A 25522-nucleotide genomic window follows, 5' to 3' on the forward strand; every position below is an offset into this window, starting at 1 on the left:
ATGAAAGCGGACCGGCAGGCAGGTTTCACTCTGGTCGAGCTGATGGTGGTCATTGTCATCATCGGGCTGATCTCGGCTGTTGTGGTGCTTAACATGCCGTCGCCGGTTTCCGAGCTCGAGGAAGAGAGCGAGAGGCTTGCCGCCCGCCTGAGACTTGCTGCCGAGGAAAGCATTTTGACCGGACAGGTGACGGGCGTGCGTATCACGTCCCGGGGCTATGAATTCCTGACCTATCATCGCGGCCGCTGGGTGCCGCTGGACCTGCCGGGCGGGGAGTGGCCGGATGGTGTAACAGTCCGGCTGGTTCGTGATGTTCTGCCCGTGGACCTGACACAGGACCAGCCAGAAGATCTGCCGTCCCTGTGGTTTGATCCGGTTGGAAATCAGGAAATATTTTACATTGAATACAAGGCAATACAGGAAATAATTAAAGTATCAGGAGAGGTTGATGGCAGTATCACTGTTACCCACATGCCCTGATACGCACAGGGAGTCCGGTTTTTCCCTCGCAGAAGTCATGGTGGCACTTTTTGTCTTCAGCATTGCCGCGCTCGCGCTCATCAAAATGGGCGGTGAAAATATACGCAATCTTGCCCTGACAGAACAGCGGACCCTGGCCGGTATTGTGGCGGAGAACCAGCTTGCCCTGGCTGTTTCCCGCAAGGGCGAAATCCGGCCCGGGGTGATCAAGGGGACAGAGCAACAGGACGGTATCGACTTTGACTGGCAGCTTCAGATCCGGCCTGCGCCCGATCCGAAAATATATGAAATCCGGGTCCGCGTGCTGGACCGGGAAAATAGTCAGGAGCTTGCCCGGCTTATCGGATACAGGGGGCGCGAATGACGAACGATCGCGGTTTCACCCTGGTTGAGGTCATGGTCTCTCTGACCGTTTTTGCGCTGTTGTCGGTGATGGGTATTGCCATTCTGTCATCAGCTGTTTCCGGTCAGGAAGTGGTCGAGGAAGGCTCCGACCGCCTGCGGCAGATACAGGTCAGCCGGTCGCTGATAAAGTCAGACTTCATGCAGCTTTCACGTCGCCGGGCGCGGGATGCCTACGGGGGCGCCCTGCAGAATGTTTTTGCAGGCTATCAGCCCGAAGGTCCGGAGGTGTTCCTGAGCTTTGTCCGCCTCGGCTGGATCAATCCGGGACAGATGCAGCGCCGGGGAGAACTTCAACGGGTAAGCTATATTCTCCGGGACGGTGATCTCGTCCGCCGGTTCACATCTTATGTGGACCCGGCGAAGGACGATGGTGAAGTGTCCGAACGGGTCCTGCTCAGCGGGATCAAGTCGCTGGAAGCTTCATATTATACCAATGACCAGTGGTTCGAGGTCTGGGAAAGCCGGGCAGGTGAAAAAGTGGTCCTGCCCCAGCTTGTCGCATTGGATGTGGAATTCCGGGACGGGCGTCACCTGAAGCAGATATTCATGACTTCCCAGGGGCGAAGCTCATGACCGGGCGGCAGGCACTGACATATGACCGGGACAGGGGGGCGGCCCTGCTGACTGTGCTTCTGCTGGTGGCGATCATCTCGGCATTGGTGGTGGGCATGCTGGATCAGTTGCGCTTTAATGTGCGTCATGCGGGAACCATGGAAAAGCAACAGCAGGCGGAATGGTACGCCCTCGGGCTGGAGGAATATGCCGCAGGCATGATGAAAAGTCTGCACAAACTTTCCGCCAACAAAACCACCCGCAGAGAACTGGATAAAGTGGCGGCATTCAATGTGCCGACCGATGGCGGCCTCATTCACGGGCAAGTGCGGGACGGCGGCAACTGCTTCAATCTGAACAGTGTGGTGGAGCATCGCGATGGCAATCGCCTGATCCTGCGCGACAGCGGGCGGGAACAATATGTCACTCTGTTGAAGACGCTTGGCATTGCCGGGGGGGACGCCATGATCCTTGCCAACCGGCTGGTGGATTGGGTTGACAGTGACAGCGCACCCATGACCTGGGGGGCTGAAGACTATCATTATATGGGGCAAGAACATCCTTACCGCACTGCCAATACATTGCTCGCCAATATCAGCGAGCTGCGTCAGATCGAAGGCTATACGCCGGAAATCCTCTATCTGATCCGGGATTATGTCTGTGCCCTGCCGACGGCGGAACTGAGCCCGGTCAATGTAAATACCCTGACAAAGGCACAGGCCCCGCTTCTGGTGATGATGCTGGGAGACGGGTTATTGCTTAACAAGGCGGAACAAATCATCGAGAACCGTCCGGACGGTGGCTATGACACGCTTCAAGCCTTCTGGGCGGATCGGTTGCTGGCCACGACACCCCCCAATCTTGATGTACAGGAGCAGGTGGCGCTGACCACCCGTTACTTTGAACTGGAAGCAGAGGTGTCCTGGCATGAACGCTATCTGACCCTGACGTCGCTGCTTGAGCTGAAATCCTCGGGCGATGTGCGTCTGGTCTCCCGCCAATTCGGAGAAAAATTGTGAGTATCGGAGTAATCCTCTATATCACCCCGACAGGGGAGATTACCTGGCGACGGGCCGGAGAGGCCGGGCGAACGCCCGCATTGCTGGCTGATGGCGCGGCCTGCCGTGCCGCCATTGATGAGGATCGCGGCTTGCCGGTCAGACTTGTCTTGCCCGGCAACAAGGTGACGGCCCGGATTCTGGAAATGCCGGATACCAGTGAGGAAAATGCCCGGGCCGCTGTCACCTTCCTGATGGAAGACCATCTGGCGGTGCCGGTGGCCGGGACCCATCTGGTCAGCAAGAAGCTGGAAGACGGCAAGCGGCTGGCTCTTGCAGTGGCTCATGTTGATATGGAAGCCTGGCTGGAGCAATTGAAAGAAATGGATATCCGGCCTGACGAGGTGGCGGTGGACGTTCAGCTTCTGGCACCTATGGGAGAGGTTGTTAGTCTGGAGGCCGGTGACTGGCGCTATTGCCGGAAGGCGGAAGGGGATGGCTTTGTTCTGGACAGGCAAACGGTCGCGATGCTGGAACAGAACGGTCTTGCTGAAACCGAAGGGCTGTCGATACCGTCCCTAACCGACATGGCCGGACTTTTTGACCGGTTCGCCCGGACGGATATCATTCTCAACCTGCTGCAGGGGCCATACGGCAGCCAGGCCTCGCTGATGGAATATTTCAAGCCGCTGGCCAGGATCGGGGTTCTGGCGCTCGTGGTTTTTGGTTTATACCTTGGTCACCTCTGGCTTGAGGCCCATGCCTGGCGGCAGGCAGCGGATGTTCTGGATCAACAGGCGGAAGTCCTGTTTAAAGGCGCTTTCCCTGACGTGTCCCGGATCGTCAATATCCGCGCCCAGCTCAAATCCAGATTTTCCCTCAACGAAGGAAGCGGCGAAGATGGTTTCATGCAGGCCAGCAGCCGTCTGTTTGAAGTGCTGGAGGGCAGCCCGGAGATACAGCTGGACAAGATGCGCTTCGGCAGTACGGACAGCCGACTTTATGTGACACTTTCGGCGGGAAGTTTTGATGGCCTGGAAATGTTCAAGCGGCAGCTTTCTGCCGGTGGATCGCTAAAGGTTTCGGATCAGGGAGCGCGGCAGGACGGTAACAGGGTTAGTGGCGATTTTGCCCTGGAGGTGACGCCATGATGTGGTTCATGCATTTATCCAGCCGGGAACGGCTTCTTGTGGTTGCGGCGGGAGTTCTCGGTCTTCTGGTGCTGGGCTGGCTTTTGATCTGGCGGCCGGTGGCGGATTACCATGCCGATGAAAAGCGGAATTATGTCCGTGCTGCCGGGGATTTTGATTTTGTGCGCCAGACTTTGGCACATATGCCGGCACAGACCCTGCAGCCTGAAAAACAGGCCGGAGGCAAGGAAGTCTCCCTGCAGACAGCCGCCGGGCAGGCGGCCCGCAGTATGGGGCTTGTGATCACCCGCCTTCAGCCCGGCGACGGCGATAGCCAGACCCTGTGGCTTGACAATGCCGATGGTGGCTTGCTGTTCCAGTGGCTTGCGCGGGTTGGGCAGCGTCATGGCTTCCGGGTAAAGAATATCTCCGTCACCAAAAATGAAGGCCAGGGTACGGTGCGGGCTCAGGTTACTCTGACCGGCGGGAGCGGCAAATGAGCCACTATCTGAAATTTGTCCTGCCGGCGCTGCTTGTTTTCCTTGTGGCACTTGTCAGCCTGTTTCCCCTGCGTATGGCCATGGTCATGGGAAAGCCTGCTGCTTTTGGTTATCAGCGGGTTGAAGGCACGGTATGGAATGGCATGTTTCATTATCCGAGGATTGGCAGGCAGGAAGCCCGTTCCCTTGCTGTTTCGCTTTCGCCCGGGGGATTATTGACCGGCAAGGCGGTGACCGACTTTCGGCTGACGGGAGAAGATGTTTCCGGTACCGGTACACTGACCCTGTCCCCGGGTGGGCATGTTCAACTGAGCGATAGCGGGATTGATATCGACCTCGACAGGCAGGCGGGATTTCTTCGGTTCCGGGGCAATATTTACTTCAGCGTCGACAGGCTTGATCTCACCGACAAGGGTTGCGATGTGATCGAGGGGCGGTTTCGCACCGACCTGATGAAGCCGCTTGTCAGTATGGGCCTCTGGGGCGATCCGGAAAATACCGGCAACCTGACCTGCGACAAAGGGCGTCTAATTGTGACCATAAGCGACGGGCAGGGGGAGGAGCAGCGCCAGGTCAGCTTTGCCCTTGATCCGTTGCAAATGCGTCTGGATACTGATATTTCAATCAGGACCGGACGGCAGGACGTGCGCGAGACATTGACCCGGGCGGGCTTTCGCAAACGAAATAACAGCTGGGTCTGGCATCATCAGGAAAGGGTTGGGTCATGAGAACTACAGGCACAGGAATGAAGGGCATCGTTGTGGCTTTGCTGGCCCTGTCCGCGCTTGCCGCCTGTTCCACGTCCGGGACCGGCAAAGACAGGCGCGACGAAGCGGTTGAGGTTCAGAGTTATGTTTTTGAATCCGGTATTGCCACCCTGCCGCCCCGCACCATGGAAGCGGGTCAGTGCGGCCTGTTTCTCTGGTCCAAGATGCCACAGCGGGAACTGGTGTTCTTTTCCAGAAGCAGTGATATGGCCGGAGACATGATCATAGACGGGACCGCGCGTTTCCTGAAGCGGACCTTAGCCGAAGGCGAGGGTTTCTACGGTCAGTTTACCCGTCAGATATTCGCAGGTGAGGGCTATGAGGTCCAGCTGCTGCTGGAACCTGAAATTCGTGACGGCATGGCGGATTCCGTGGTCATCCCGCGGGGCAGCCTGCGTCTGAAAAAGCCTGACGGTTGGGAACATGTGATGGCCGTCGGCGGGCTGGTAAGTTGCCGCAAGTAACTTTGACAGAAATTGTCAACTTCACCACGGTAAAGCGGAAAACCTGAACTCTTCCCGTTTAAGGTAAATGATGGCAAGCAGGATCAGCAGGGCAATGATCCAGAAGGCCAAATACCAGCGCTGGGTTCCCTTGGCGGATTTTTGCTGATACCAGGTGCGGGGGCGAACCCCTTTCCAGAGCAGGGTGGTTTTGGCCGCAAGATTTACGCAGACGATATTGACCATCAACAGTAAAAGAGCCCCTGCGGCCAGGGAAAACTGTTGTGCCCCCAGCATGATGCCGAATGTGGTTGCCGGTGGCAAAAGTGCAACGGCCACCATGACGCCGACCATGACGCTGGATATTCCTCTCGTCAGTGACAGGACGGCGGCGGCACCGGAAACAATTGCCAGGACGACCCCCTCGAAATTCACATCCGTCCGCATCATGAGTTCGCGGCTGTCCAGCGAATAGGGCCATATAAGGCCGATCAGGACCGATATGGCAAGGCAGGTGGAAAAACCGGCAATATTTGTGGTGAAGGCCTGGCGGATCATCTTCCGATCACCAAGAGACGAGGCAAAAGCCAGAGCCAGGTTCGGGCCGAGCAGGGGCGCAATGACCATGGCGCCGATGACAACAGCCACATTATCTTCCAGAAGGCCGATAGCGGCCACGATGGTGGAGAAGATAACCAGATAAAAGAAATGGCTGTCCAGTTCGACACCCTTGGAGACAATTTCCAGAAGTTCCTCGCGGCTGACCCCCAGGAATTTATGTTCTCCCTTTTCCCTGGCTTCTGCCTCTTCCAGTTCTTGGGTGATTTCTGGCTGCGGAATTACCGCGTCCACGGTCATGACAATGGTTCTGTAGGCAGGATTGCTTCCCAGGGACTGCTGAAGCCGGTCTGTGACGTGCTGCACGTGGTTTGCCGGAACCAGAAAAGAGAAAAAAGTAGTCCCGTCCTGTTGCGGTTCTGCATGGAATTCCAGCACTTCGGGGAGTTCCTCAATGGAGAACAACTCTTTTGTTTTTTCCTCCGGGCAGTAAAGCTGGATCGTTTTATAGGACATGCCGCGTCATTCTTCCAAGTCGTCGTCCTCATCTGCCGCCTTGTCTCCAGCATCAATAATCATGGAGGCAAGAAACATTCCGAGTAAAACGCCGACCGCCAGAACCAGAAAGATCATCAATGCCCGGGACATGGAAAAGGTCCAAAACAGGAATTTGATATCCACTATGGTGGCATTTTGCAGAATAAAAATAAAAAGCAGTCCCAGAAGGCTGAGGCCTGTGATCAGTTTGGATTTCATTTGCTTTCTCCGTGGATTTATCCCGCGTCCGGATCCATATGCACCGGATTATGGCCAGATTATAGGACGATTGTGCCATCTATTATATGATTTCAGTCAAAAAGATTCATTCACAACTATATTCATTGTGATTGGCCTTTTTCGCGTTGTTACCTGTGAACTTTCTGACGTATCCATTTCTCCAGCCCAACCACTGAAAAGACAACGATCCCGGCGCCAATAATCCTCAACCAGGCATCCCAGGAAATGGGCGTTGTATGGAAAATCCGGTTGGCCAGAGGCAGATAGGTGAAAAGAAGTTGCAGCAGGATCATCCCGACGATGCCGTATATGAGCCAGCGGTTGCTGAATAAGCCGATGGAAAAGACCGACCTTTTCAGGGATCGGCAATTCAGCAGGTAAAATATTTCCACAAAGACAATGACATTGACGGCGACTGTGCGGGCGGCGTCGATATTATTGCCCTGATCCTGTTCCCATTGAAAGAGCGTAAAGGTGGCGGCCGTCATGAGCAGGGATACCACAATGATCCTGGCACCGAGTGTCAGAGTCAGGATCGGTGCCGCCGGATCACGTGGCGGGCGATCCATAATGTCCGTCTCCTTGCGTTCGAAAGCCAGCATGAGGCCAAGAAACAATGCTGTCGCCATATTGATCCAGAGGATATGGATCGGCAGGACCGGCAAGGTGAGCCCGGCAAATATGGCGCTCAGCACAACAAGGGCTTCTCCAAGGTTGGTGGGCAGGGTCCAGACGATGAATTTTGTCAGATTGTCGAAGACACATCTGCCTTCCTCAATAGCGGTCTTTATGGTGGCAAAATTATCATCGGTCAGGACCATATCGGCGGCTTCTTTGGCCACTTCTGTGCCACCAAGACCCATAGCGATGCCGATATCGGCCTGTTTCAGGGCCGGGGCGTCGTTGACACCGTCACCGGTCATGGCAATGACATGTCCCTGGGCCTGCTGGGCACAGACAAGCCTGAGTTTCTGATCCGGGCTGACCCGTGCAAAAACCGGGATTTCAGATACAGCCCGGGCCAGTGCATCATCAGATAGGGAAGCCATTTCCCGCCCGGTCAGTACGGCAGGGGGCTGCGGGCTGTTGCTGCCGTCCAGGTTCATTTGTCGGGCGATTGCCGAGGCGGTCACAGCATGGTCGCCGGTGATCATTTTAACCCGTATGCCTGCGGTATGGCAGGCGGCTATGGCGTCAATGGCTTCCTGCCTGGGCGGATCAATCATGCCCTGAATGCCAAGAAAGGTCAGGCCGTTTTCAACTTCCTTGTGACCGAATTCAGTCGTTCCGGCAGGCAGTTCCTTTTTTGCAAATGCCAGCACTCGCAGGCCGTTTTTTGCCATTTCGGCGACTTCCTGAAAAACCTGATTGTGGTCCAGCGGCGCGGTGTCACCCTCAAAGGTGACCCTGTCTTTGCATTTGGCCAGCAGGGTTTCCACGGCGCCTTTTACATATACCCGGCGAGGCAGGTCATTTCCCTGATTATGCATGGTCGCCATATATTGATATTCGGACTCAAAGGGAATGGCGCTGATCCGTGGCAGGGCCTCACAATAATGTTCTTCTGTAAGGCCGATTTTACGTGCGGCGACAAGCAGGGCGCCTTCTGTCGGATCCCCCTCAATGGTCCATTCTCCTTCTTCCTCGACAAGAAGGGAATCATTGCACAACAGGCCGGCAAGGAGGCATTCCTTCAATGCCACACCCGGTTCGATTTTTTCCTGTGTATCGGCGTCCAGTATATCCCCTTTGGGCTGATATCCTGTTCCTGTGATGCTATAATGCCTGTTCCCCGTGACGATTTCCTGTACCGTCATTTTGTTGACGGTCAGGGTGCCGGTTTTATCCGAACAGATAACAGTCGTGCTGCCCAGTGTTTCCACCGCCGGGAGTTTTCGGATAATGGCGTTCTTACGGGCCATTCTGGAAACACCTATGGCCAGGATGATCGTAAAGGCGGCGGGAAGACCTTCCGGAATTGCGGCAACGGCAAGAGCGACAGCCGCCATGAATGTTTCGCTTGCCGGATTACCCTGATAGATGCCAACCGCAAATGTCAGGGCGGCAAGCACCAGGATGATGTAAAGCAGGATGTGGCTGAAGTGGCCGATTTTTCTGGTCAGAGGTGTTTCAAGGTCTGCGGCTTCCGAGACAAGTTTGGAAATATGGCCGATTTCCGTTTGCTCTCCGGTCTCCACCACCAGTCCTTTGCATTGACCATAGGTAACAAGTGTCGAAGCAAACGCCATGTTGGTTCGATCAGCCAATGGTATTTCACGGGCCAGGACGCTCTCTTTTTTATGAACTGGAACGGATTCGCCGGTCAGGGTGGATTCATCGATCCTGAGTTCGTGTGAGCGGAGGATCAGCAGGTCAGCCGGGACTTTCTCACCGGACTGCAAAAGGACAATATCGCCGGGTACAAGATCACCGGCCGGCATTTCCCGTGTCTTGCCGCCCCGGATAACCCGGGCTTCGGCCCGCATCGCCCGGGCCAGGGCTTCAAGCGCCTTCAACGCCCGTGATTCCTGTAGAAATCCGACAACGGCATTAATAAACACAACGGCAAAAATCACACCGGAATCAACCCATTCCCCCAGCCATCCGGTGACAGCTACAGCCACCAGAAGAATATAAATCAGGGGCTGATGAAACTGCAGGAGAAAGCGAACCAGCGCAGACTTCCCTTTTTTAGCGGCGAGTGCGTTCGGGCCATATTTGGCAACGCGGATATGGGCCTCTTCTGTGGTCAGGCCTTTTTCGAGATTACTTTCCAATAAGGCAATAGCACTATCGCCTGCAAGGTGATGCCAATCCTGCTTTGCTTCGATTCTCATGCTACCCCCTTGAAATAGTGCTGGTAACTGCTGGCCGGTGACTATAATTTGAATGTTAATGGTTCCGTTTGGTGCGGGCCAGAAAAAGATATATTTTGATTAGATAAAAGTGTGTTTGAAAGCTCATGGCTCAGGAAACGGCGAATACAATGATAGCTCTGGAAGACTGGTTCAACGGCATCCCCCAGTCCGCCTGGGTTGTCATACCCCTGGCGGTGCTGGCGGTTGTGGTGCTTTCCCGGATTTTCATGTTGTTTCTCCATCCCGTTCTTCTATCCATTGCAGCCCGTACCAGCACCACATTTGATAACGATGTTATCGACAGAATATTGCGTCCCCTGGAACTGATTGCGGCCATCTCTTTTATTACCATTGCCATGCCCTATCTGCCATTGGATGAGGATGTCAGGTCATTTCTCTATCAGGTGGAGAAAACGCTCTATATCCTGGCTTTTCTGTGGCTTATCTTCCGCATTATAGATGTTGTCAGTGAACGCAAGGTCAGGCAATTGAGTGAAGGGGGGAAAAGCAGTGCAGCAAGTGTTCTTCCACTGCTCAGGCGTACGGTTAAAGTTGTTCTTTTTGCAATTATCCTGCTGTTTTTTATGCAGAATTTCGGCATTGATATCGGCGCCCTGCTTGCTGGTCTGGGTATTGGCGGCCTGGTGATCGCCCTGGCTGGCCAGAAGACCATCGAAAATCTTTTTGGCGGCGTCGTACTGGTCCTTGATCAACCGATCCAGGTTGGTGATTACTGCCGGGTGGGAACTGATCTGGTGGGAACAGTAGAGGATATCGGCCTGCGCTCGACACGCATCCGCACACTCGACCGGACAGTCATCACGATGCCTAATGCCGATTTCTCCCAGATGAAGATCGAGAACTACGGTAAACGAGACCGTATCAGGCTTTATACGACCATTGGCGTCAGATATGAAACCACCCCGGATCAGATGCGTTATCTGCTGGTGGAGCTGAGAAAAATGCTGCATGCCCATCCAAAACTGGACAGGGAACCTTTGCGGGTACGCTTCAGTGAATTTGCCGCCTACAGCCTGAATATAGAAATCATGGCCTATGCCCTGACACAGCACTGGGCGGAATATGTGGCGGTGCGCGAGGATATCTATCTGCGCATTCTGGAGATTGTGAATAACAGCGGCACCGGTTTCGCCTTCCCGTCCCAGACGCTCTATATGGAACGGGGCAGCGGGGTGAGTGCCGAGAAAACCAAACGGGCTGAAGAAAAAGTCGAAGGCTGGCGAAACGAGGGGCAGCTTTTCATGCCGGATATTCCGGAGGATGAGATTGGCCGTCTGGATGATACACTCGACTATCCACCCAAAGGGGGAATCCTGAATGATTCCAACAAGAAGTAAGTCATGACACTGGAAATTCTTTTCAATGCCGCCGGGGGATTGGCCCTGTTCATGATGGCCATGGCCATGATGACGGACGGGCTCAAGGTTTTTGCCGGAAGCGCGCTTAAAAACATTCTCCAGAACTGGACGTCGAGTGTCACCCGGGCGGTTTTGACCGGGGCCCTGATTACCGGGTTTGTCCAGTCTTCAAGTGCGGTAACAGTGGCGACCATCGGTTTTGTCAATGCGGGGATACTTACCCTAAGACAGGCAATCGGCGTTATTTTCGGCTCCAATGTGGGCACCACCATCACCGGCTGGCTGGTCAGTATCATCGGGTTCGGCTTCAAGATCGAGGCCCTGTCCATGCCCATGCTGGCGCTGGGGGTTATCATACGCTATGTGGCCGGGGGAAAGCGTATTCAGGGGCTGGGCCAATCAATGATTGGCCTTGCCCTGTTTTTCCTTGGTTTGTCGATACTGAAAGCGGCCTTTTCCGGGGTGGCGGATTCTTTCGGCAATGATATTTTTACCACCCAGGATGTGGGCGGGGCCTGGATATTTGTCCTTATCGGCTTTGTCATTACAGTGTTAACCCAGTCGTCCAGTGCGGCTATTGCCATAATCCTTACGGCCGCCAGCGAAGGGGTGGTTGGCGTAAACGTTGCTGCCGCTGCCATCATCGGTGCTAATGTAGGGACCACCTCAACCGCGGTCCTGGCGGCCCTCAACGCTACACCAAACGCGAAAAGAGTTGCGGCCGGACATGTGGCCTTCAACGTCCTGACAGGTTTGCTGGCACTGGTCATGCTGCCGCTGGTGATCTGGTTTGTCGCCAAGGCCGGTCACCTGATCGGCATTTCCGACCAGCCGGTGCCGTTTCTGGCCTTTTTCCATACCGCCTTCAATATTCTCGGTGTTTTGTTGTTAACGCCGTTTGTGGGGCGACTGACCACGGTGTTGGAAAAAATGTTCAGGACCCAGGAAGAAACCCTCAGCCGCCCGCAGTTTCTCGACCAGACTGTGGCTGCAACACCGGTTTTGGCGATGTCCGCCATCTGGAAGGAACTGGACCGGCTCTATGACCTGTCCTGCAATCTGGCTCTTCTGGCCATAAAGAGCAGGAACGGTAGCGAGAGACTTGTCGAAAAACAAGCCGAAGCCATTTATAGCCTCGGCAAGACCATCAGCGACTTTGTCCTGCATCTGCGGATGGAGAGTATGGCGCGGGAACAGGCAGAGGATCTGCCATCCTCCATCCGGACCACCCGGTATCTGGAAGAAGTGGCGCGGATGGCACCAAACCTGTGCACATTGGTGCTTTCCGTCCATGCTTTGGCACAGGGGGCGGTCAGGGAACAGTTGCAGAAGTTTCTGGCTGTAACGGAAAAATTCGTTGTGGACTTCAGCCGTGAAGAGGACGGAATACGGCCCCAGGATGTGAGGCTGGAGGCTGTAGGGACGTTTCAGTCCAGCTATCAGGAAACCAAATCAAGTCTGCTCAGGGCGGCGGCTGAACGGCAACTCACCATTGATGAGGTGGATGAACTGCTGGATCAGCTCAGCCGTACACGTCGCCTGGTGGAACAACTGGCCAAGGCGGACCACATGATTGACCTGAAAAAAAGCAATAATAAAATGGAAGAAACAGGGCCGGAAAATGGGGAAGCCGGCGCATTTTAAAGAGAAGGGTTTAGGGAGTAAGCGATGAAAAATGTCATACGGGCGGGTGCATTCCTTTTACTGGTGACATTTGCCGGGCAACAGACCAATGCCGTGGAGGCCGGCACGGTGAAGATTGTTCGGGATAGTTACGGTGTGCCGCATATCTATGCGGACGAGACTTTCGGGCTGTTTTATGGTTACGGTTATGCGGTGGCCCAGGACCGGCTTTTCCAGATCGAGATGATCCGCCGCTCCGCCATGGGCACGGTGGCGGAAGTGCTGGGCCCGGACTATCTCCCCTTTGACAAGAAAATTCGCGCCTCCTTTGATCTGCGCTCCATCAAGGCTCAGGTTGCAGCGCTGCCGAAAGAGCGTCGGGATATCCTTGATGGCTATGCGGCGGGCATGAATGCCTGGATCAAAGAGGTGGAAAAAGCCCCGGAGAAATGGCTGCCCCGGGAATATAGTGACTTTGATTTTACACCTTCAAAATGGACCGCCGTGGATGTGGCCATGGTCTTTGTCGGCGCCATCGCCCACCGCTTTTCCGATTTCAATACGGAGCTGGAGAACCTGGCCTATCTCAATGACCTTGTTGCACGCCATGGCAAGGAGACCGGCTGGCAGATCTTCAACCAGACCAACTGGATCAACGATCCTACAGCACCGACCACAGTGCCGGGTAAAAATGCCGGGAAATATGCAGCGGTGCGTGAGATGCCGACCTATTTGGCGGGCCTTGCTGGTTCCACGCAACAGAAACTGATCCTTGATCGGGACGGGAGCTATTTCCACGGCACCGAGGAGCAGGCTAAAACCTACCGGGCCCGGGAACTGGCCGCTACCGGTCTCAGCGGTCCTGCCGGATATCCCTCTGCATCCAACATCTGGATTGTCGGTAAAAACAAGGCCAAAGGGGTCAATGGCGTACTCCTGAACGGGCCGCAGTTCGGATCGATCACCCCGTCTTACGTTTATAATGTGGGTCTGCATGGCGCAGGTTATGATCTGGTCGGTAACGCCTATTTTGCCTCGCCCGCGGTCTTTTTTGGCCGCAATGACAAAATCAGCTGGGGCAGCACCGCCGGTATGGGCGACACGGTGGATATCTATGCAGAAAAGCTCAATCCCGACAATCCGCACGAATATCTCTATCAGGGCGAATACCGGGCGATGGATAAGCGCATTGAGACCATCAGGGTCAAGGGCGCGGAACCTGTCACCATCGAGGTCTATAGTACCGTGCATGGTGGCGTGGAGCAGGTGGATGAGGCAAAAGGAGTTGCCTACAGCCGTAAGCGCACCTGGGAGGGACGGGAGCTTGAAACCCTGATGGCCTTTGTCGATGAAAATACTGCCACTGATTGGGACAGCTTCAAAGAGGCTGCCTCCCGTTCAGCCGTGTCGGTCAATTGGTATTACCTGGATCAGGCCGGCAACATCGGCTATGCGATCAGCGGTAAATATCCCCGCCGTCCCGAAGACCAGGACCCGCGCCTGCCAGCGGATGGCACCGGGGAAATGGAATGGGAGGGTCTGAAGCCATTCTCCAGCAATGCCCAAGTCTATAACCCGGACACGGGCTATATCGTCAACTGGAACAACAAACCCTCCGACAAATGGGATAATGCGGATCCCTGGTATTTCATCTGGACCAAAGCCGACCGGGTCAATGTTCTGGTCAGGGAGTTGGAGGCGAAAGACCGCCTGACCGTGAAGGAGATCGAGAAGGTCAACGAGACCGGCTCCTTCGCTGATGTCAATGTGCGTTTCTTCCTGCCGCATCTTGAGCGGGCGGTGGCATCACTCCCCGACGAGGCCCCGGAAAAACGCATGGTGAAGCTGATTGCCGACTGGGATAAGGCCTGGACCGACCGGGAGCGGGATGGCTATTACGACAGTCCGGCCAACGCCATCATGCATCAATGGCTGACCCTGATGCTGGCCAAGACCCTGAAGGATGATGTGGGGGAGAAATTTTTCTATTTCTATGCTTCACCGGGCTATGCGACCGAGCCGATGACCGCCTCGGTCAATGTCTCGCCCGGCGCCCGGGTACTGTTCAATGCCCTGCAAGGGGAAGAGGCCGGGGTGCCCCAGACTTATGATTTCTTCAACGGCAAAGACAAAAATGCCCTGATCCGCAAGGCGCTCCGGGAAAGCGGAATCGCGCTCAGCAACCGCTTCGGCGGGGATATGGCTGGCTGGTTGCTGCCGGTGGCGAAGCAGATCTTCCGCGCCTATAACTTTTATGGCATTCCCCAGACCACGCCGGAGCATGCCAAGGCCGCCTATATCAACATGAACCGCGGCTCGGAGAATAATGTCGTGGTGATGAGTGACAAGGGTATTACGTCAAAGGATGTGGTCGCCCCGGGCCAAAGCGGCTTTATCGCTCCCGATGGCACGGAGCACAAACATTTCAACGACCAGATGGGGCTTTATGAAAGCTTCCGTTACAAGGCGTTGCCCTTCAGCGAGAAGGAAGTGAAAAAAGCCGCCAAATCGACTATAGTGCTGGAGTATTGATCTGAATAGTGGGGGAAGAATGGCTACAGATAGTTTGAGAATAAGATTTATGCAAATACTGCTTAAGTCTGGTGTGGCTTTGGTCATAGCATCGTTCGTTGCGGGGCTTGCTGTTCTTAACGGGGGGATACTTATTGAGGGTGAATTACCAAACTTTAATCCGCTAGGCTATTTCTCAGCTTCAGTGGAGTGGACTGTGTTATTGACCTGCATAACAGCGCCTTTTGTCACTGTATTTGAATTGTTATTATGGCGTAGGGGAATAAAACGGAAGTTTACGGAGCCAATTTTAGCCGTGTTTGTGGCGGTTGGAACAGCACTGTATATTTTTAATGGAACAGTGACTGCAAATACGTTTCTGTATCTCGCCCCGATCGTGGGATTGATTGGCGGCCTAACCTACGGCTGGATGAACAGGCTTCTTAAAACCCCGCAATAACTCCCTCACAAGAACCGTGCAATCACATCCCGGTAGTTGCGGCTGACCTGCAGCTCGGCGCCGCCGTCGAGCAGGATTTCATATTTCCCGCCTGAGGTCGGGCGTAGTTCCCTGACTTTGGTAAGGTTGATGATGGTGGAGCGGTGGATGCGCTGGAAAATCTCCGGATTCAGCCTTTTCACCATATTTTTCATGGTTTCGCGCAGGATATGGGTTTTACCCTCCGCATGCAGGCACATATAGTCGCCGGCCGCGTCGATCCAGTCGATGGTGCTGACATCGACCCGGGTGATCTGGCCCCGATCCTTGATGCTGAGATGGCTCTCGTAAGGCGAATGGGGGGAGAGTTCCGAATTGTTGATGATTTCCGAAAGTTCTTCGGGCGGTTCGACCATGGAGCGCATCAGATCCACAAGTCTTGCGTTCTGCTCGATGGCAATCCGGTCGGACAACTGTTCGCGCACCCGCTGGATGCTCTGGGCGAGCCGTTCTTCCTCCACAGGCTTCAGAAGATAATCGAGCGCGTGGGACTCAAAGGCCTGAATGGCGTAATTGTCATAGGCGGTGACAAAGATGATCAGCGGCAGTTCCTCCCGGATCAGGCTTTTGACAACGGCAAAGCCGTCAAAGCCCGGCATCTGGATATCAAGGAACACCAGGTCCGGTTTTTCCGTCCGGATTGCCTTGATGGCCTCCCGGCCGTTGGCGCAGGTAGCGGTGAGTTCGATATCGTCGAATTCCTCGAGCCGGATCTGCAGGCCGCGCAGGGCCAGGGGTTCGTCATCTACCAGCAGGGTTCTTATTTTTTTTGTCATTCTGCGACCTCGGACAGTTTGTCTTCATTTGTTTCTTTGACTTCGTAGGGAATCTTGATGGTGATTTTCAGCCCTGTGGGTGAATTGGGGCCGATGTCAAATTCATGTTCCTCGGGATAAAGCTGTTCCAGCCGGTTGCGTGTGTTGGCGATGCCCACACCGCTGGAGGAAAAACCGTCGTCCCGGTGTTCCTGCAGGCCGGGGCCTTTGTCGGAAAGCACGATCACCAGCTGGTTGTCCTCAACTTTCGCGCGGAGCATGATGCTGCCGCCGTTTTCCAGCGGGGCGATGGCGTATTTGATGGCGTTCTCCACAAGCGGCTGCAACAAAAGGCTGGGGAGCAGCGCCTGACGGGCCTCGTCCTCGACCTCGAAATCAAGCTCGAGCCGGTCCTGGAAACGCACCCTTTCGATATCCAGATAGAGCCACAGGGCGTAAAGTTCCTCATCCACGGTCATTTTCTGCATGGGCTGACTGACCAGGCTGAAGCGCAGGAAGGCCGAGAGCTTGGACAGCATGTTGTTGGCTTCTTTGGTCTGCTTGTCCAGCACCAGTGTGGAAATGGCGTTCAGCGTATTGAACAGGAAATGGGGGTTCAGCTGGTAACGCAGCATTTTAAGCTGGGCCTGATGGGCCTCGGCCATGGCATGCAGGTATTTTTCCCGTTGCTCCTGCAGTTCGATCTGGTTGTTGATGATGAAATAGAGGCCGGTCCAGGTCAGCAATACAAACACGTCGTAGAGCGCGTTGGAGAGAAACTCCCAGCCCCGGGGGTTCCAGTCCGGTTCGTAAGTCTGCACATAGGTCCAGACCTCCACCGTCGAAAAGATCAGTGAACCGATCACCACGGCGGTGGTCACCGACAGCAGCATGGTGACAGGGGGCGGGGATACTGACCTGAGTTTCTGGTAAATGTAGCGCAGGCCCAGGGTGATGATGAATCCGCCCAGGGTGCCGAACAGGGTGGCATAGAAATATTCCGGGTCGCGGCCATGGGCATAGCCATTGAGTGTGCGGATGGCGCAAAAAGCAATCCAGCCGCTGATCTGCAGCAGCCAGAAAATGCTTTCCTTATACTGGATGATATTTCTGAGTTTGTCTTTCAAACGATCTGGTATCCCTGTTACTGGTTGCGTCAGGACAGATCGTTCGCTACGACGATCTCCACGTCCTGGCCTGCCTTCAGGGTCTCTCCACCGCGGATGATCACCCTGTCACCTGCCTTCAGCCCGCTCTGCACCTCGATCAGGTCATCGGCGATTGCCCCGGTTCTGACGGCGATCGTTTCCGATTTGCCCTCATTATTGACCCTGAAGACAAACTGACGACCGGTTCGAATGATCAGGGCATCCTTGGGGATGGCTGTCACTCTGCGCGGCAGGTCCTTGGGCAGGTTTACCCTTACGGCAGACCCTATTATCCACAAGTTTTCAGGTATTTCCAGCCGGATTTCCACCATGCGGCTAACATTGTCACCCACCGGGATGATGGCCCGGATCGGGGTGGTAATGGTTTCGTTGCCGTTGGAGACGGCGATTTCCATGCCCGCTTTCAATCCGCTGACGAGGGAGAGGGGGGCCTGAGCGGTGATTTCCGTCTCTTTGGTATCCACCAGCCGAACCACTTCACTGCCGGCACTCACATATTCCCCGACGGAAATGAAACGCTCAACGACCCAGCCGGGGACAGGGGCGCGGATTACACTCTGGTCCAGCAGATAGGCCGTACGGTCCCGTTCCGCCCTTGCCTGTTCCAGCTGCTGCTGGAGAACGGCCAGGTTGGAAACAGCCTCGTCATAGCGGGCTTCTGAAATCGTGTTCTTTTGCAGAAGTTTTTCCAGCCGGACAACATCTTTCCGGCGATAGGTGATCTGGGCTTCCGTGCTTTTTATTTCCGCTTCCCGGTTGGCCAGGTCCAGGGTCAGCAGGCGCCTGTTCAGGCGGGCGACGGGGTCACCTTTTTTTACCTGGGTGCCTACTTCGGCCACCCAGTCGACGGTGGCGGAGGTTTCTGCGGCAAGGCGGGAATCATGCATGCTGATGACGCTGCCCGGTACCGTCAGGGTAGGGGACATTTCCGTATTGACCACGTTGCCGACCACCACCCGGGGCTTGGGCTGGTCCTGCGCCTGGGCGGGGACAATGAATGCCAGCGACAGAATTAGCGCCAGAAACAGCGCCAGTATCAGGCAGAGGCGTCCACTCATCCGGTTGGTGATTGCAGTTGAAAGGGTCATTCTCCCACTCCTATCATTTTTTTATCTTCTTCTTTTTCATTTTGTTTGCTGAATACAACGCGCGGACGCAGGGTTGTACTGCCAAGCTGGAGAAGGCTGGGCATCAACAAGAGGGTAAAGATGGTGCTTACCGTCATGCCGCCGACAATACTGGCGGCGAGGCCGCGGTAAATGGCACTACCTTCCCCGGGAAACAGCAGCAGCGGCAACATGCCGACGATGCTGGTCAGGGTGCTCATCAGGATCGGCCGCATGCGCAGCTCCAGAGCCGCTTGCACAGCTTCACTGCGCTCGCTGCCTTCACTTTCGGCCTTGCGGGTCTGGACCACTAGCAGGATGGCGTTATTGACCACAAGGCCAAGCAGGATGATAAATCCGATCATTGTCAACAGGTCCAGCGGCTGGAAAGTGATCAGGTTCAGGAGCCGTATGGCGGCAACTCCGCCGACAGTGGCCAGCGGTATGGAGATAATCACCAGCGCGGCATCCCGTGGCGATTTAAACAGGGCCGCCAGGATCAGGAACAGCAAGCCAAAGGCGAGCAGGAAGTTGGTGCCCAGGCTGCCGATGGCTTTTTTCAACTGGTTGGCGCTGCCGCCGTAAATGACGCTGCCTTCGTCACCAAGCACTTCCCGGGCAACCGGTTCAACTTTTGCCTGGATAATCTCCAGTGCTTCCTGGAGTGCCATGCCTTTCGGCGGCACCACCTCGATGGAGCTGGTGCGCCGGCCATTGGTTCTTTTTATAAACTGGGGACCAACGGTGGCCTGAATATCCGCCAGTTCTCCAAGCTGCATGACGCCACCGCTTGTGGTGGCCAGCGGAATGGCGGCCAGGGCTTCACCGTTACTGTTGGGAGAGGTTTTCAGGATGATGTTCATCCGTTTTTCCCCGTCGAAATACTCGCCTACATAGAGGCCGGTACCCAGGGTTTGTACCACCCGGGCGACATCATTGCGATGCCAGCCGGCTTCCTGGATACGCCTGTCATTGGGGATGATATTGAGCTGTGGCTGGGTCTGTTCTCCTGATTGCCGGGACTGCACCATGGCTTCGGGCATAACCTCCCGAAGAAGCTGTGTGGTTTTTTCTGTGGCTTCTGCAAGCACCATATCATCAGAGGACTGGAGATTGATTTCAATGCTGCCGTTGCCGCCAAAACCGCCGAACAGATTCCCTTGGCCGCCAAAGGCCTGGACATCAGGCAGGCCAACGGTGATTTCTTCCTTCACAACCCGTTCCAGTTCCTTGATCATGCCCTGGTCCTTGGCGCGGATGCCGATGGTGGCGCCCTGACCACCGTTCCAGGTGAGAAGGTAATAGTTCCTGAGCGCAGGTTGCTTTTCGCCTTTCATATAGGGATCAAGGCGCTCAACAATGGTTGCCGCAATTTCGTTGCGCAACACGTCGGATGAAGTCCCGGGCGGGATCTGCAGGAACATATCCACAGCGTCACGTTTCACCGGCGGCAGATAGTCCATTTTCGGGAACATGAGATAGCTGCTGAGTAGTGACACACCGATCAGGCCGAAAATCCAGCCGTAACGCTTTTTCGGCGTGTTGGTGATTTTCATGATACCGGCAGACATGCGTTTCCAGGTGACCAGGTTGCGGTCTTCGGGCATCTTCCCGCGCATGAAGTGTTTGTTGGCCACAGGAAGAACTGTCACCGCCACCACGAGAGAAAAGCTTACGGCGATGGCGATGGTCAGCGCCAGGTCTGCAAATAGCTGCCCTTCCACATCCTCGAGGAACAGGACGGGGATAAAGATCGCCACCGTTGTGGCGGTAGAGGCCAGAAGCGCTCCCCAGACCTGCCCGGCGCCGACCTGGCAGGCGTCGGTATCCTTGAGCCCCTTTTCCCTGAGCCGGCAGATGTTCTCCATCACCACGATGGCGGCATCAAGTACCATGCCGGTAGCGAAAGCGAGCCCGGCCAGGGAAATCACATTCAGGCTGCGGCCGGTCAGCTGCAGGACGACGAAGGTGGCAAGAAGGCAAACCGGGATGGTTGTGGCGATAATAAATGTTGCCCGGGTCTGACGCAGGAACCACCAGAGAATACCCACGGCGAAGGCGATCCCGATCAGCAGGTTGGAGCTCAGCAGGCCAATCGCCCGTTTGATAAAGACCGAGGGGTCAAAGGACTTCTGCATGATCAGTCCTTTTTCCTTGAGGATGGTGGCATTCAGCTCGTCCGCGAGGGCGTTGACCCGTTCAATTGTCGCAAGTGTATTCGCGCCATTTTCCTTGAAAATATTCAGGGACAGGGCGGGATTGCCGTTCTGAATGCCCACATCGGTCAGGAGCCCTCTCTGCACCTTGATTTCGGCGATGTCGCCAAGGCGGATCGGGGTGCCGTTCCGCCATTCCAGAATCATGTTGCTCAGATATTCCGGTGTATAACGCCCCTGGAAGCGCAGGGTGTAGCGACGGCGGCCGTCCTCGATGGTGCCACCCGATACGTCCCGGGACTGACCGGCAAGCTGGGCAACGCGGGGGATCTGGACATTCAACTGGGCGGCCTTGAAGGGGTCGAAAATAATCTGAACCTCTTCTTCGGGCATGTTGGTTTCATTATCGACACGCGAAACGCCTTCCAGTGCCTCGATACGGGGAATAAGCGTGTCATTGACGAATTGCATATAGTCTTCGACACTGTTGGGGTTGTCGGGCAGTTTCTGGACGAAATAAAAGATCAGACGCTCGCCTCCCGCACCACCGCCCCCCATGTGCAGCATGGGCTGGTCTGCATCTGCGGGCAGGGGAGGAAGCCTGTTAAGCCGGCTGATGACATCCAGAAGGGTGCGGTCCATATTGGTGGAGATACCAAACCTGAGGTTGGTCCAGGCACCACCCTGGTTGGAATAGATGTTCATTTCTTCCAGACCGGGGATACCCTGGAGAACATCCTCCAGGGGTTCGGTGATTTCAGATTCAACCTCAATTGGCGAAGCGGCGCGCCAGGGTGTGAAGATGGATACTTCCGGGTATTCGATATTGGGGAAAAGCTGGATCGGCAGCTTGCTGATACTGAAGGCCCCGAAAAGAAAGATAATAGCCACTACCACGGCAACGACTGCCGGATTTTTCAGGCTTTTTTCTGTCCAGTTCATAGCAATCCCCTGTCCCTTTAAAGGTGTCTTTTAGATAGCGTCACCATTAGGGGTACAGGGGATTTTATACAATAAGAACTGCTTTGCGATGAGCCGTTCGAAATTGGCGACGAACGGCTCTGTCGAACGGCTCTAAGGCAGGAATCAGGCGGTTTTTTCGCTCTTTTCCGGCATGGAAATCACATGCATATCCATTTGCGGATAGGGAATGTTGATACCCTTGTCATCCAGTTTGTGCTTGATGTTTTTGGTCAGGGCGGCTTTCAGCGGCCAGTAATTGCTGTTGGCAGTCCAGGCCCTGACGACGAGGTTCACAGAACTGTCAGCCAGTTCACCCACGAACATGGCGGGTTCAGGGTCTTTCAATACCCGGTCGTCCGCATCCAGGACTTCTCCGATGGCTTTAAGGGCGTCATCGATATTGTCGCCGTAACCAATGCCAATCAGCAAGTCGACGCGACGTGTCGCATGATGGCTGTAGTTCTTGATGGAGGATCCCCAGATAGCACTGTTTGGCACAATGATCTGTACGTTGTCGCCAGTTGCCATTTCCGTGACAAACAGGCCCAGATTTTTGATCACGCCGGCATGTCCAGCGCCTTCAATGAAGTCGCCTACCTTGAAGGGACGGAAAATCAGCAGCATGACGCCGGAAGCAACATTGCTGAGTGTGCCCTGCAGGGCCAGGCCGATTGCGAGGGAAGCAGCACCGACAATGGCGATCAGACTTGCGGTTTCAACGCCAAATCGGCCCAGTACCGCGATTACAGTAAAAATCAAAATGATATAGCGTACCAGGCTGGCAAAAAAGGACGTCAGTGTTGTATCCACTTTTTCGCTTTTTCCGAGCATCCGCTTGGTGGCATTCTTGGCCCAGTTGGCGATCATCCAACCGATGATCAGAGTAAGCAAGGCAAACAGTACATTCATTCCGTAGGTTTGAACATAGAACATGATGGTATCCATATGTTCCATGGCTTTTTCCTGTACATTTTCGTCCATGATAAGTCCTTTCGGGTGTTCCCGATTTATAGTTAAGAAAGTGTGAACATGATTATTAGAAAAATACTAACAAAAGCAACAGCTAATAGAGAAAAGGATGGATTAGGGCAAATATACTATATTTTTGTGATTTTGTAAGGGGGGAGGGACCTGGCATATGTTGGGTTTGGATGGGTGGATTGGTCATATGCCAGGTCAGGGTATTTATAGGGTATATATACCAGACAGGAAAAAGCGGAAGATCCTAAAAAGACCAAAAAGGACCTTCCGCTTTGGCAATACCAATGTTGCTCCCCATTAAGTATCACCATTTCCTGTTGGTGAGTCTCAATATACAGGCCTTTTTAATAATGTAAATAAGAATTATTATTAAAAACGATTTTTATTCAGGACCAGGTGCACACGAACATGTGAACGGCTGTGACTGTATGGCGTTCGGTGCATTTGTTATGACTTGAATGCTATCCATTCGATAACGCGCATCAACATTCAAAAAGGAATAAAATATGAGCACATCAATGAAAACAGCTGGTCTTGCTATGGCCGTTGCTGCGGCCGGGCTTTTTGCCGCCGCGCCTGCCACTGCCACGGCGGGCGAGGGAGCGAAGGTTAAATGTCACGGTGTGAATGCCTGCAAGGGACACAATGACTGTAAAACGGCAAGTAATGCCTGCAAGGGACACGCCGCTTGCAAGGGGCAGGGTTTTGTTGTGATGTCCGAGGAAGCCTGCAAGAATATCGGCGGCAAGGCCGAAAAGAAATAATTCTGCTTCATTCTTCGAAACCGGTTAAAATAGCGGCTGCAAAAGGCCGCTATTTTCGTGGACACAATGACTAAAGAACATTCTCTGGGATATGGTCTGGGACTGAGACCGGACCACTATGAAGACATTCTGTCGATGGACAGCAATGCCGCCCATGGTGTGGACTGGTTCGAAATTATTTCGGAAAACTACATGGTTCCCGGTGGCAAGCCTCTCCATTATCTGGACAGGATTGCGGAACGTTATCCGTTGGTCATGCACGGTGTTTCCCTTTCCATTGGTTCTACCGATCCCCTCGATATGGACTATATGGCGGCGCTAAAGGCGTTGGCCGAACGGATTGAGCCCCGCTGGATTTCCGATCATTTATGCTGGACCGGGCAGGGTGGGCATAATCTTCATGACCTGATGCCATTACCCTACAGCGCGGATGCGCTGGATCATGTGGTCGAGCGGGTTTGCCGGGTGCAGGATTATCTCGGGCGGCAGATCCTGCTGGAAAATGTATCCAGTTACCTGACCTATAAAAAATCCGACATGACGGAATGGGATTTCATCGCCGAGATGGCCAATCGCGCCGACTGTCTGATCCTGCTGGATATCAACAATATATTCGTTAGCGCTTTCAATCATAATTTCGACCCGTCTGATTACCTGGAGGCCATGCCGGCGGAGCGGGTTCGGCAGTTCCATCTGGCCGGGCATCAGCACAACGGCGACTATATTATCGATACCCATGACCAGGATGTGCCCGGTGATGTCTGGCAGCTGTACCGTCAGGCCTTGCAGATGTTCGGCCCTGTTGCCACCATGATCGAGCGGGATGACAATATTCCGCCCTTTGGTGAATTGCTTGAAGAGCTGGAAACCGCGCGCAGAATAGGGCAGGAGGTCTTGTCGTGAGCAGCCTGAAAGACCTGCAACAGCTGTTTCAAGCCTCCGTCTTGGCGGGTACGGACGGGATATTGCCTGATATCGCGGAAGGCGGGCGGATTACCCCCGAGCGCCGACTGGCAATTTACGCCCATGCCTATGGCGCCCGTCTCAGGGAGACTCTTGAAAAGGATTTTCCCGCCCTCCATGCCATGTTGGGCGATGACCAGTTCCGGGCGGTCTGCGACGCCTATATATCCGCCTTCCCGTCGGACCATCCATCGCTTCGTTTTTTTGGCCGCCATATGGCGGAATTTTTGCGGGGGGATGCTTTTTGCGATCAGCCATTTCTGGGGGAAATGGCTCAATTTGAATGGGCTTTTCTGGAGGTGTTCGATTCTGCGGACAGGTTTCCCGTCACTGTTGAGGACGTTGCCGCCCTGGCGCCGCAACACTGGACCACCCTCCGGTTTGATTTTCATCCCTCTCTGCGGCTGGGCGAGTTTGCCTGGAATGTTCCCGCAGTCTGGTCGGCGGTCACACAACGGGAAGACGGGGGGGATATAGAACAGATCATGCCGCAAAAAAACACTGAAACCGTGCCGGTGATGCAGTGGCGGCATGACATGGTCAGTTACTTTCGCTCACTGGAACGTGATGAGGCGGAAACACTGGAACGGGCGCGGCACGGGGCGGATTTCCCCGTTCTTTGTGAAATTCTTGATTATTATCATGGCGATAATGCGCCATTGAAAGCGGCGGAGTATCTGAAGACCTGGGTCTCAGAAGGACTCATCTGTGGTTTCGATCACGCCAATTTTGCCTGACATCACGTAACCTCACGAAATTTCACCGCGAATGTGATGAGCTGTGATTTTCCTTTTTGATCGGGGCATGGGAAACAGAAGGTGCCGGCAACGGGATCAGATGGGTCATTGCCTGATGGGTCTTTGCCGGCAACCAAGATGAAATCCGATGAACAAAGGAAACATGATGAGCAAGCGCACCGTGAAAACTACATCTTCACTCCTGGCTTCGGCCATGACAGCGGCGATCGCCATGACGGCTTCAACTTCCCCAGCACAGGCTGCAGAGGGGAAAGTTGAAAAATGCTATGGCGTCGTCAAGGCTGGCAAAAACGACTGTCAGACGGCAACAAGTTCCTGCGCCGGCACCTCGAAAGCAGATGGCCAGGGTGATGCCTGGATCTATGTGCCCAAAGGGACCTGCGACAAGCTTGTCGGTGGCAGTGTCAGTCCCAAAAAATAGTCTTTT

The 25522-nt window shown here is 54.6% G+C and carries 24 protein-coding genes; 16 read left to right on the forward strand and 8 right to left on the reverse strand.

What is annotated here, in order from left to right:
- Genes gspH through ACN0YD_RS05150 form a run of 8 tightly spaced genes read left to right on the forward strand, consistent with a single transcriptional unit; the run spans nucleotide 1 to nucleotide 5296 of the window.
- Nucleotides 1-480, forward strand: coding sequence for a type II secretion system minor pseudopilin GspH (gene gspH, locus ACN0YD_RS05115; protein WP_417317570.1), 480 nt, complete (start codon nucleotides 1-3; stop codon nucleotides 478-480).
- Nucleotides 449-844 (forward strand): type II secretion system minor pseudopilin GspI, encoded by a 396-nt coding sequence (gene gspI, locus ACN0YD_RS05120; protein WP_417317571.1) that lies wholly within the window; start codon nucleotides 449-451, stop codon nucleotides 842-844. Before gspH ends, gspI begins: the two co-directional genes overlap by 32 nt.
- Nucleotides 841-1458 (forward strand): type II secretion system minor pseudopilin GspJ, encoded by a 618-nt coding sequence (gspJ, locus tag ACN0YD_RS05125; protein WP_417317572.1) that lies wholly within the window; start codon nucleotides 841-843, stop codon nucleotides 1456-1458. The genes gspI and gspJ overlap by 4 nt, the downstream gene beginning before the upstream one ends.
- A complete protein-coding gene (gene gspK / locus ACN0YD_RS05130; protein WP_417317573.1) occupies nucleotides 1455-2456 on the forward strand; it encodes a type II secretion system minor pseudopilin GspK in 1002 nt (333 codons plus the stop codon). Before gspJ ends, gspK begins: the two co-directional genes overlap by 4 nt.
- A complete protein-coding gene (gene gspL, locus ACN0YD_RS05135; protein ID WP_417317574.1) occupies nucleotides 2453-3586 on the forward strand; it encodes a type II secretion system protein GspL in 1134 nt (377 codons plus the stop codon). Before gspK ends, gspL begins: the two co-directional genes overlap by 4 nt.
- A gap of 8 nt (nucleotides 3587-3594) precedes the next feature.
- Nucleotides 3595-4065, forward strand: a complete 471-nt coding sequence (gspM, locus tag ACN0YD_RS05140; RefSeq protein WP_417317575.1) for a type II secretion system protein GspM — start codon at nucleotides 3595-3597, stop codon at nucleotides 4063-4065.
- Nucleotides 4062-4793, forward strand: coding sequence for a type II secretion system protein N (gene gspN, locus ACN0YD_RS05145; RefSeq protein ID WP_417317576.1), 732 nt, complete (start codon nucleotides 4062-4064; stop codon nucleotides 4791-4793). Before gspM ends, gspN begins: the two co-directional genes overlap by 4 nt.
- Nucleotides 4790-5296 carry a hypothetical protein gene (locus tag ACN0YD_RS05150; RefSeq protein ID WP_417317577.1) on the forward strand — a complete coding sequence of 169 codons (507 nt, stop codon included), beginning with the start codon at nucleotides 4790-4792 and terminating at the stop codon, nucleotides 5294-5296. The genes gspN and ACN0YD_RS05150 overlap by 4 nt, the downstream gene beginning before the upstream one ends.
- Before the next feature lie 21 nt (nucleotides 5297-5317).
- Here the strand turns inward: ACN0YD_RS05150 and ACN0YD_RS05155 are convergent, their stop codons facing one another.
- The 3 genes from ACN0YD_RS05155 to ACN0YD_RS05165 form a co-directional block, all read right to left on the reverse strand.
- A complete protein-coding gene (locus tag ACN0YD_RS05155; RefSeq protein ID WP_417317578.1) occupies nucleotides 5318-6349 on the reverse strand; it encodes a TIGR00341 family protein in 1032 nt (343 codons plus the stop codon).
- 6 nt (nucleotides 6350-6355) lie between these two features.
- Complete coding sequence (locus ACN0YD_RS05160; protein WP_417317579.1) at nucleotides 6356-6589, reverse strand: LapA family protein; 234 nt, start codon at nucleotides 6587-6589, stop codon at nucleotides 6356-6358.
- A 149-nt stretch (nucleotides 6590-6738) separates the two neighbouring features.
- Entirely contained in the window at nucleotides 6739-9447 is a 2709-nt protein-coding gene (locus ACN0YD_RS05165; RefSeq protein ID WP_417317580.1) for a cation-transporting P-type ATPase, read from the reverse strand.
- Nucleotides 9448-9596: 149 nt separating this feature from the next.
- On the opposite strand from ACN0YD_RS05165, the gene ACN0YD_RS05170 reads away from it, so the two are divergent.
- Genes ACN0YD_RS05170 through ACN0YD_RS05185 form a run of 4 tightly spaced genes read left to right on the forward strand, consistent with a single transcriptional unit; the run spans nucleotide 9597 to nucleotide 15441 of the window.
- Entirely contained in the window at nucleotides 9597-10826 is a 1230-nt protein-coding gene (locus ACN0YD_RS05170; RefSeq protein WP_417317581.1) for a mechanosensitive ion channel family protein, read from the forward strand.
- 3 nt (nucleotides 10827-10829) lie between these two features.
- A complete protein-coding gene (locus ACN0YD_RS05175; protein WP_417317582.1) occupies nucleotides 10830-12491 on the forward strand; it encodes a Na/Pi cotransporter family protein in 1662 nt (553 codons plus the stop codon).
- 24 nt (nucleotides 12492-12515) lie between these two features.
- A complete protein-coding gene (locus tag ACN0YD_RS05180; protein ID WP_417317583.1) occupies nucleotides 12516-15002 on the forward strand; it encodes a penicillin acylase family protein in 2487 nt (828 codons plus the stop codon).
- A gap of 19 nt (nucleotides 15003-15021) precedes the next feature.
- Nucleotides 15022-15441 (forward strand): hypothetical protein, encoded by a 420-nt coding sequence (locus ACN0YD_RS05185; RefSeq protein ID WP_417317584.1) that lies wholly within the window; start codon nucleotides 15022-15024, stop codon nucleotides 15439-15441.
- Between the two features lie 5 nt (nucleotides 15442-15446).
- Here ACN0YD_RS05185 and ACN0YD_RS05190 read toward each other — a convergent pair whose 3' ends face one another.
- From ACN0YD_RS05190 to ACN0YD_RS05210, 5 genes are all read right to left on the reverse strand, one after another.
- Nucleotides 15447-16256: a LytR/AlgR family response regulator transcription factor gene (locus tag ACN0YD_RS05190; protein ID WP_417317585.1), complete on the reverse strand. Its 810-nt coding sequence runs from the start codon at nucleotides 16254-16256 to the stop codon at nucleotides 15447-15449.
- On the reverse strand, nucleotides 16253-17362 hold the full coding sequence (locus tag ACN0YD_RS05195) for a sensor histidine kinase (protein WP_417317586.1): 1110 nt from the start codon (nucleotides 17360-17362) through the stop codon (nucleotides 16253-16255). The genes ACN0YD_RS05190 and ACN0YD_RS05195 overlap by 4 nt, the downstream gene beginning before the upstream one ends.
- A gap of 29 nt (nucleotides 17363-17391) precedes the next feature.
- The gene (locus ACN0YD_RS05200) at nucleotides 17392-18492 is read right to left on the reverse strand and encodes an efflux RND transporter periplasmic adaptor subunit (protein ID WP_417317587.1); all 1101 of its coding nucleotides are present in this window, start codon (nucleotides 18490-18492) and stop codon (nucleotides 17392-17394) included.
- Nucleotides 18489-21608, reverse strand: a complete 3120-nt coding sequence (locus ACN0YD_RS05205; RefSeq protein ID WP_417317588.1) for an efflux RND transporter permease subunit — start codon at nucleotides 21606-21608, stop codon at nucleotides 18489-18491. The genes ACN0YD_RS05200 and ACN0YD_RS05205 overlap by 4 nt, the downstream gene beginning before the upstream one ends.
- Before the next feature lie 144 nt (nucleotides 21609-21752).
- On the reverse strand, nucleotides 21753-22610 hold the full coding sequence (locus tag ACN0YD_RS05210; RefSeq protein ID WP_417317589.1) for a mechanosensitive ion channel family protein: 858 nt from the start codon (nucleotides 22608-22610) through the stop codon (nucleotides 21753-21755).
- Nucleotides 22611-23116: 506 nt separating this feature from the next.
- Here ACN0YD_RS05210 and ACN0YD_RS05215 point away from each other — a divergent pair.
- The 4 genes from ACN0YD_RS05215 to ACN0YD_RS05230 all read left to right on the forward strand — a co-directional run bounded on the left by ACN0YD_RS05215 (nucleotide 23117) and on the right by ACN0YD_RS05230 (nucleotide 25516).
- Nucleotides 23117-23374 carry a hypothetical protein gene (locus ACN0YD_RS05215; RefSeq protein WP_417317590.1) on the forward strand — a complete coding sequence of 86 codons (258 nt, stop codon included), beginning with the start codon at nucleotides 23117-23119 and terminating at the stop codon, nucleotides 23372-23374.
- 66 nt (nucleotides 23375-23440) lie between these two features.
- A complete protein-coding gene (locus tag ACN0YD_RS05220; RefSeq protein WP_417317591.1) occupies nucleotides 23441-24277 on the forward strand; it encodes a DUF692 domain-containing protein in 837 nt (278 codons plus the stop codon).
- A complete protein-coding gene (locus tag ACN0YD_RS05225; RefSeq protein WP_417317592.1) occupies nucleotides 24274-25074 on the forward strand; it encodes a DNA-binding domain-containing protein in 801 nt (266 codons plus the stop codon). The genes ACN0YD_RS05220 and ACN0YD_RS05225 overlap by 4 nt, the downstream gene beginning before the upstream one ends.
- Nucleotides 25075-25222: 148 nt before the next feature.
- Nucleotides 25223-25516 (forward strand): DUF2282 domain-containing protein, encoded by a 294-nt coding sequence (locus ACN0YD_RS05230; protein WP_417317593.1) that lies wholly within the window; start codon nucleotides 25223-25225, stop codon nucleotides 25514-25516.
- Nucleotides 25517-25522 lie beyond the last annotated feature (6 nt).

It is taken from the genome of Emcibacter sp. (assembly GCF_048269205.1).
GTDB lineage: Bacteria > Pseudomonadota > Alphaproteobacteria > Sphingomonadales > Emcibacteraceae > Emcibacter.